Origin of the sequence: uncultured Agitococcus sp. (genome assembly GCF_937920075.1) — a bacterium.
Classification (GTDB): domain Bacteria; phylum Pseudomonadota; class Gammaproteobacteria; order Pseudomonadales; family Moraxellaceae; genus Agitococcus.
Genome location: NZ_CALETI010000266.1, coordinates 20,147 through 28,084, shown reverse-complemented (window position 1 = coordinate 28,084; position 7,938 = coordinate 20,147). Strand labels below are relative to the sequence as shown.

Sequence of the window (7,938 nt, the reverse complement as noted above, 5' to 3'; positions counted from 1 at the left end):
TAAAGCATCCAGCTCTTTTTCGGCGGCAAAGGTATAGATACGTTCACCATCAATCATGAGGGCATCTTTAATTCGACCCACTAACCACAAACGACCTTGTGTATCAAAAAAGCCTGCATCACCTGTTCTGTGCCAAACTAAACCATTGGCACGCGGAATTTTAGTTTCTTGGTTAGCAGCAGGATTATCAACATAGGCTTGTAACACGTGTTTACCTGACACCAAAATTTCACCCACATTTTCAACTTTTACAACTGCTTGTTGAACATCATCTTCATTATTGAGGGTGACATCGGGATTGCTTAAACAAACTTCGGCTTCGGCGACAGGCTCACCGACTAAATGACCTGCATAGGTATTCCAATCTTGTCTTAATGCCGATAAAGTGGTGTGAGCAATTGGCTCGGCTTCGGTTGAGCCATAAACTAACAAAATCTCAGCGTTAGGAAAAACACTATCTAATTTGAGGGTTAAGGCATGAGGAATAGTCGAGCCGCCAACTACAACACTACGAATATTAGCTAACTGTAGCCGATTAGCTAAAGCATATTCACAAATTGCTTGGATAAATGCAGGCGCGGACGAAAGGCGTGTGACTTTATTTTTTTGCCAGTGTTTAATCACCATTTCGGCATTGGTTTTGGCAGGTGCCGCTAAATCTAAACAGGGCATAACCGTGCTAATGCCACAGCATAAATTGTGCAAAACTACGACTGGAAAACAGGGGCTGTCAACATCATCAGGTGTATCTTGGCCATGTGCGCGAATCGCTAAATGCTGCTCAATCAGACTTTGATGTGTTCGGTCTGCGCCTTTAGGTGTGCCTGTGCTACCAGAAGTAAAGGTAATTAATCCATGTGCATTTGCTGACAATAACTCACATTGTAGCTCAGGAATGATGGCTGCATAAAGTTTGCGTAAATCTTTAACCCCTAACGAGTGGCCATCATAAGCAAAACGTTTAAAGCGCCATAAAGGTGGAAACATCCACCACAAACGCATGATTGCAGCTTCGCCAATAGCGACTTTAGCTTTGCTCGCTTTGATTGAGGCAAAAATTCTATCACGTGACATGCCTCTATCAATCAGCACAGGCACTAATCCCAAAGAAAATAACGCTAACATTAAAACGTAAGTGTTTATTCTTGGCCGCGCTAAAATCAGTACTCGATCACCTATTTGAAGTGAAAGCTTTGCTAAGGCACTTTGCATTTGTGCGCAGCGTTCGCCAAGTTCACCATAAGTGAGGTTTTCTTCACCCAAATAATTTAAGCCTTGCATGTTTGGAATGCGTAAAGCAAGATGCTCTGGATTGTCTTGGCAATGGGCAAAAATGCGAGTACAGATATTAACGCCAGTAGTCATAATGTCCCTTGATATAATGCATAGTGATGTAAGCGCGATTTGCCATATTTAGCAGCAAAACTGACTGAAGGATTGTCAGACCTCATTAGTGGGGCGCACATCATATCGTAAATACCTTTAGAACGCATGGTTAGCTCACAGCTCATAGAAGTGAACAAATTAAAGGCACGATAGGGTTTGGCCACACCCACCGTTTTGGCTAAAGCAATCCGTTGACCTTCAGCAATTAAGGGATAATGTTCGTTATAACGAATATCATTGAGTTTAATCGCTTGCGGATTTTTTGGATTAACTAAGCTACTGTAATCAGGATAGACTAAAAAGAAGCCTGCAATATCACCTTCGTGTGTTTTTGCTAAAATTGAGGTTTTTGGACAAAATTTATGGGCAAAACTTTCACCGCATAAGCGTTCAAACGTGTTGTAATCAATAGGGGTGTAGGCAAAATTTTCTCTAAACACATTATTAACAAAACCATACATGGTTTCTAAGTTGCTTAGCCAAAACTCAGGTGTCATGCTTTCAAAGACAAATTTTTGCTCAACAAAGCCTTTGATCGGCAAATAAATATTGGCAACAAATTCATAAATTTCTTCAAGTGGGCTAAAGGTTGATAAATAGCTATACCGCTCTTGATAACCTAAGCTTTCTAATAATTGTTTGTAGTAAGGTGGATTCCACGGTTCACCGACAAACGCGCCATATTCAAAGGCATCAACACGAATACGATTGGCGGAGAAAGTGCTAAAGTTAATTGGCCCATATAAACGAGTGCAACCTTGTGTTTTTGCCCATGCACTTAATTCGGCAAACAATTGTTGGTTTGCAGCTAAGTTGTCGGTACTTTCCCAAAAACCAAAAAAAGCGGCTTTTTCGCCATCAACCACTTGTTTGTCATTAACAAAACCAACCACACGCGCTTGGTTTTCAATCACGCCTAACCATGCTTTGCCATCAGCAAACCATGTATTTTGTGCGCTAAATTGGGCGCGTAAGCTGGCTTCATCTTCGCCCAACCAATGTGGATCGTTTTGATAAATTTGCTGCGCTAAAGCCAGAAAACTTTCTGGTAACGCCTGTTGAGTATTCCACTCAGCCATATAGTTAGCCATGATTTTGCTCCTCCAAACGAATAATTGTGCCTAAAGCACCGTCCATTTTGACCAATTCACCATCGTGTAAAATTTTAGTAATGTTCGGGATGCCGACAATGGCAGGAATGCCTAATTCACGAGCGACAACCGCTGAGTGTGACAGGGTTGAGCCACGCTCAACCAAAATGCCGCCTGCGGTTGGAAACAAGGGCGCCCAACCCGGATCGGTACGCACCGTACATAAAATTTGGCCATTGAGCGACAATTCGTCATCAGGCGAAAAAATCAAACGTATCTTGTTTTCAACAACACCAGGGTAACAACCTGTGCCTTGTAGATCACCATCAAGTTGTATGTTTCCTTGATAGGGATATTGATAACTGTTGTGATGATAGACTACGCCATACGTCCAAAAGTGGTGTGGCAAGTCTTGTTGCTCATAGCTTTGATATTCGGCTTTGCGGAGTTGGGTTAAACCTTTGATGTTGGTTTGCACTGCACGGCCATCATACCAAGCATAGATTTCTTCTAAGCTGAGATAAAAAATATCTCGGCCATTTTCTAACAAACCATCGCTGGCAAATTGTTCACCAATTTGTAAAAACACATCACGATATAAGGCAAACATGCGGGTGCGAGCCAAGCGCATATTTTCACGATTGCGAATCGCATCGCGTAGTTTGGCTAAATGGCCTTTAAATTGGCGCAAACGACGTTGACCCAGTTTTTCGGCAATGGCAGTAAACGCTTGTTGTTCGGCTTCTTGACGAAAACGTGCTTCGTTGGCGGATAAGGTTTCTAAGGTTAAGTCATCACGACTTAAATAGTTTTTTAGAATAGCAAACAAAAAGCTGGCATCTTGGCGTAAGGTAATCGACTCTAGTTTGAGTTCACCAATGGTTCGATCGCCATATTTTTCGATGTATTCTTGGCATTGCTGATAAAAATTGGCGTCATGCACTTGTACGCGTTCTAACAAATTTTTGTTATCACCCGCTTCAATAACCTGACGTAAATGTGGTTGTTGGCGAATGTAACTACACATTCTTAACAACATTTTGGTGGGTTCGGTACTTTCGATACCTTCTTCACCAGACAGCAAATTATTTTGTAAAACAGCAGGTTGCTCAAAGCCAGCAGCAACCAAGGTGCGATGGACGTTGCCATTCATCATCATCACATAAAAGTCATTAATGATTGGTGTTGTCCATTTTTGCAATAATTCACGGTCTAAGTAGTGGGCTTTTTCGACCAGTTCACCTGTGGTGAAAGTATGTAGTTCTTTACGTGGAATGTTTTGATAAACGGTGTCAAACATTTGTCTAAATTGTTGCACCAAAAACGGCATCTTTTTAAAGCCACGTAATAAACGCCATAATGCCAACAACACTTGTGGCAGTTTGCGTAATTTTTGGCCTGTGGTTAATTGGGTATCTTGCACCAAATCAACAGGGTCAGTCAGACCCATCATGCGTTCCATGTCGGCTTTATTGGTTTTAAAGGCTGGCAACAACAACAAACCACGATACCAATTGTTGATGTTGTAATAAATGCGACCATGTACGATTCCTAATAAATTGGCCAACATATCACGATGGTCTTGAATTTGTTTTTCGGGTGCGCCCATTACACGCATCGTTTGTTCATAAACGGTACGATAAGCATTGTTGGCAAAAGAAAAGGTTAATGGGGTAGTGACACCACAATACGATTCTTGAATATTGGAATTATCAAATACTACACGACGGTCTGTGGGTTGTGTTGGCGCAGGCAAATGCGTCACTGGCCGTGTTTGTAAAATATAAAATTGCCCTTGACGATACGCCCATTCAATATCTTGCGGAAAACGACGATGTTCGGCAATGGCTTTGCCAATATCGCGTAATTGCTGGATTTGATTGTTATTTAAACAAGCAATATGACGTTTGTTGTCTTCAACATGAATTTCGAGCGTGCCACGACCTTGTTCATGGTTAAACACCACAGCAAGGTCTTTGTCGGCAAGTTTTTGCTCAAATTGGCCGTCATATAAGCCAATGGTGTATTCATCGGTATTACAAATACCTGCAACGATGCCTTCACCCACACCCCAAGCAGCACTGATTAAACATTGTTTACGATTGCCAGTTAAGGGGTTAGCGGTAAACATCACGCCAGACACTTCACCTTCAATCATTTCTTGAATAATGACAGCGGCACGAATGTCGGTTAAGGCAATACCTTTAGTTAAACGGTATTGTAAGGCGCGCGTATTAAAGGCACTGGCACAAACTTGTAATAAGCTTTCTTCAATGGCGGTTAAACCACGCTGAAACAAGTAACTATCCATTTGGCCTGCAAAAGACGCACCTTGAGCATCTTCACCCAACACCGAAGAACGTACTGCAAAATAGACATTCTCTAACTGGCCAAAAAACTGTTTAAGCTCTTGTGTTAATGATTGCGGAATGGTTGCTGCTAAAATCTTTTCACGAATGGCGGCGGCAATCGGTTCTAAGGCGGTTAAATCTTCGCTGTGATTAAAGCCTGTTAAGCTTTGTTCAATCCAATCACTGAGGCCGTTTTCGCTTAATAATTGTTTAAACGCGGCGGTTGTTACCACCCACCAACGTGGCACAGGAAAACCCTCACGGGTCATCCATGCCAAGTTAGCCGCTTTCCCACCTAATAAATCAGGGCTTAAAAATAAAGCATCTTCGGCAGTATAAATAGAAGGAATCATGGTTGGCCAACTCCTTCTAGTTCTAATAAATTACGGAAGGCACGATAGACACGTTCCATAAACTCATAATGACGGAAGGTGTGAGCCATCATATACATTGGTAAACGATTAACTAATAAATCCATCAACGCTAAGACATAACCCTGACGCCATTGTTGTGGATCAATTTTTTGACCTGAATGTTTCTCTAATTCTTGACGATGTAAATTAAGATAATAATCAACTTCGGGTTTTTGAATTGGATCAAACAAAGTAAAGCCTAATAACTCGGCCAAATCATGTTGTGGCAAGTGCAGGGTAGCTAATTCCCAGTCATAAGCACACAAACGTAATTCGTCATTGGCATCACGACGGAAAGTAATATTGCGTGGGTTAAAATCGTTGTGAATCAGGGTACGAGGCATAGACTCAATGGCAGACCACCAATTTTTGATGTCATGCACAATCACACGAAACGCTTCTAAATCTTCTTCCGAAAACCATTCAGGAAACTCTTCACGAGAATGTACGCCTAATAATTCCCATAAGCGTAATTTTTCTTCCATGCCTTTGGCGGTTGGGTAATCAATCATCCACGGTTGTTGTAATAACTCTTGTTCACGGCCATACCAAATGCTATGCACTTGGGCGATGCCTTTAATCGCAGCCTCGATGTGTTGTTTGCTCCATTCACGGGTGTCATCAGCGCTGTCTAATAATTCAACATTTTCCAAATGTTCTTCAACAATGACATAAGCTTCACGTTCGGCATCTTCAATAATGCCATACACTTTAGGTGCGTGTTGAGTAAAGCGAGGGTCTTGTTGTGCCATCACTGCCAATTCTTTGACATGACAACCTTTAAAACCAATTTGGTGGCGGAAGTGGTTAAAGGCTTGTGATAAGCGAGAATCACACATACCCGCCATGCTATTGAGCATGATAATTACTTCTTCATCTAAAGGCTTGATTTTGGTCATCACCTTAAATTGTTCACCTTCAATAGTTTTTAACACAAAAGGAAAGTGACCAATTAATTTATTGGTTTTGTGCGAAGTTAACTCAGTGATAATACTAGAGCCTTTAGATTCATATTTTTGTTGAATCGCATCAACAATTAATGGTGCTTCTGGCGCAATATTATTTGCGGCTAAATTAAAGAAGTTATTGTCTAAATCGCCGAGTTTTAAATAGTTAACAGGACGATTGCGGCCTAGTTTTTCGTGAGCGCGAGCAAAGTGGTCGGCAGCAATAGCAGACAATGTTGAAATATCTAAGGCTAAACAGAAACCAGCAATGATTTCGGCCAGCTTGTGCGCTTTGTTAGGGCCTGCACAACCTAGCATTTCTAAACATTCGCGTTGTTGTGGCAAGTTAGTACCACCACCCACTGTACCAATCACTAAGCTAGGTAAGGTGAGGGTACAATAGGCATTGTTATCATCGGTTAATTCAATATGTAACTGGGCTAAAGACGACTCATGGACACAAGCAATATCCTGACCCAAAGCAGTAAACATTGCACCAATGACGTTGGCAACGTTAATGTTAATGCCGACCATGCCAGCCCCAATCGAGCCAATAACAAAGTTTTGATAAGCGGTCACTAATTGTTTAGGGCTAACTTTAAGAATCTTTTCGCAACTTTCAGCCGTTAACAAACATTCAGCAATCACACGAATACCACGACCTTTTAAAAAGGTTTGGTAGGTCACTTTTTTGTCATTCGATAAGTTGGCTTCGATTAAAAAGTTTTCGATGCGTAAGCCTTCAAAACGTTTGATGGATTTCATAATCCATTTACACGCTTGCCATGTGCAAGTGGTGGTCATATTTTGGCCAGCCGCATCACCTGTTTGGTAAATAAAATGCACATGCACACTACGCCCCATCACATGAGGATCAACTTTTACTAAGGTGGCGTAATTGGAGTATTTGGTCACTTCTTCGGCTAAGTCTCTGAAGTGGTCTTTTACCCATTCAGCAAAGAACAAAGCATTGTTCATATTGTCGAAGGTAAAGGCAGGCACACGCATCATACATTGGCCTAGGACGCGTGTGGTAACACCACCAGATCGTGATAAAGCTGTCGCGCCGCGTGTTGCAGAGGCCACTAATGCCCCTTCGGAGGTCGCAAATGGTGCATAAAATAACCCACCTGCATGATTGCCTTTAATATGCAAAGGGCCTGCAACCCCCACAGGAATTTCAACAGTGCCAATTAAGGCTTCAATATTACTAACTAATTTACGTGGGTCTAAAGTGATTTTAGACACTTCTTGTAATTTGGCTGCGGTATGTTCACGAACAAAATCTAAACGATCTTGACGGGCTTCTTCGGTATATAAACCACGCGCAGGCACTTTGGGTAAGGTGCTTTCGCTATAAAACACTTCAGTTTCTAAGGCAGGCATCTTGCGTAACAAATAGCTTATTTCCCAAATAATGGCATTGCTTTGCTCGCAAGCCTCACTGGTTAAATGTAACTCTGTCGCATGAAATTGTGCAGCATTGACTTTATGCACATACATACAAGGTAAGACAAAATCACGACCTAAAACTGTTAATTGGATAAAGTCAAGTTTGCTACCAACATTAGGCACAACGGCACTATTTTCATCTAAAGCAATACACAGTTGACCTTTAGTAATATCAATCGGTTGAGCAAATAGGCGTTGTTCTTGATAACTAAATGAACACTTGGCATGATGCTCTTCACCAAATAAATAGTGAGGAGAAAAAATAAATGGACGTGCGCTAGTCATTATAAAATCCTCA

4 protein-coding genes are annotated in these 7,938 nt (G+C 41.6%); all 4 read right to left on the bottom strand.

What is annotated here, in order from left to right; all coding sequences use genetic code 11:
- Positions 1-1,365, bottom strand: a 1,365-nt coding sequence (locus tag Q0212_RS09160) for an AMP-binding protein (protein WP_297924729.1), incomplete at its 3' end; no start/stop codon positions are given.
- Entirely contained in the window at positions 1,362-2,477 is a 1,116-nt protein-coding gene (locus Q0212_RS09155; protein WP_297924728.1) for a hypothetical protein, read from the bottom strand. The genes Q0212_RS09155 and Q0212_RS09160, both read right to left, overlap by 4 nt.
- The gene (locus Q0212_RS09150) at positions 2,470-5,181 is read right to left on the bottom strand and encodes a phosphoenolpyruvate synthase (protein ID WP_297924726.1); all 2,712 of its coding nucleotides are present in this window, start codon (positions 5,179-5,181) and stop codon (positions 2,470-2,472) included. Before Q0212_RS09150 ends, Q0212_RS09155 begins: the two co-directional genes overlap by 8 nt.
- Complete coding sequence (locus Q0212_RS09145) at positions 5,178-7,925, bottom strand: phosphotransferase (RefSeq protein WP_297924725.1); 2,748 nt, start codon at positions 7,923-7,925, stop codon at positions 5,178-5,180. Before Q0212_RS09145 ends, Q0212_RS09150 begins: the two co-directional genes overlap by 4 nt.
- Positions 7,926-7,938 lie beyond the last annotated feature (13 nt).